Source organism: Pseudomonas sp. Kh14, from assembly GCF_900291005.1.
Lineage (GTDB): Bacteria > Pseudomonadota > Gammaproteobacteria > Pseudomonadales > Pseudomonadaceae > Aquipseudomonas > Aquipseudomonas alloputida.
In genome coordinates, this window is the sequence record NZ_OLKJ01000249.1 from 1 (window position 1) to 244 (window position 244).

General features: G+C 70.9%; 1 protein-coding gene. It reads left to right on the top strand.

From position 1 onward, the window contains the following. On the top strand, window positions 1-244 hold a 244-nt coding region (locus tag FQ668_RS28905), incomplete at both ends, for a hypothetical protein (protein WP_218570931.1).

Genomic DNA, 244 nt, shown 5'->3' on the forward strand with positions numbered 1-244 from the left:
GTCGTGGCCCCGCTGGCGACGCAGACCGCTGAGGTGATGGCGATGCCGATGCTGATGCGGATGCGGTTGCCGGGCTTGCAGCAAGGCCCGTACCCGTTGTTGCCGCCGGTCGAGGAGCTCGCCGGTGAGGTGCACCGGCTGAGGTTGTCGGTGGCGGACTGGTTGGCGCGTCGGGTGAAGGGTGAGGCCCGGGCGGGGTTGGCTGCGGTGGTCGGATCGCCGGCGCATGTTCAGCGGCCTGAGG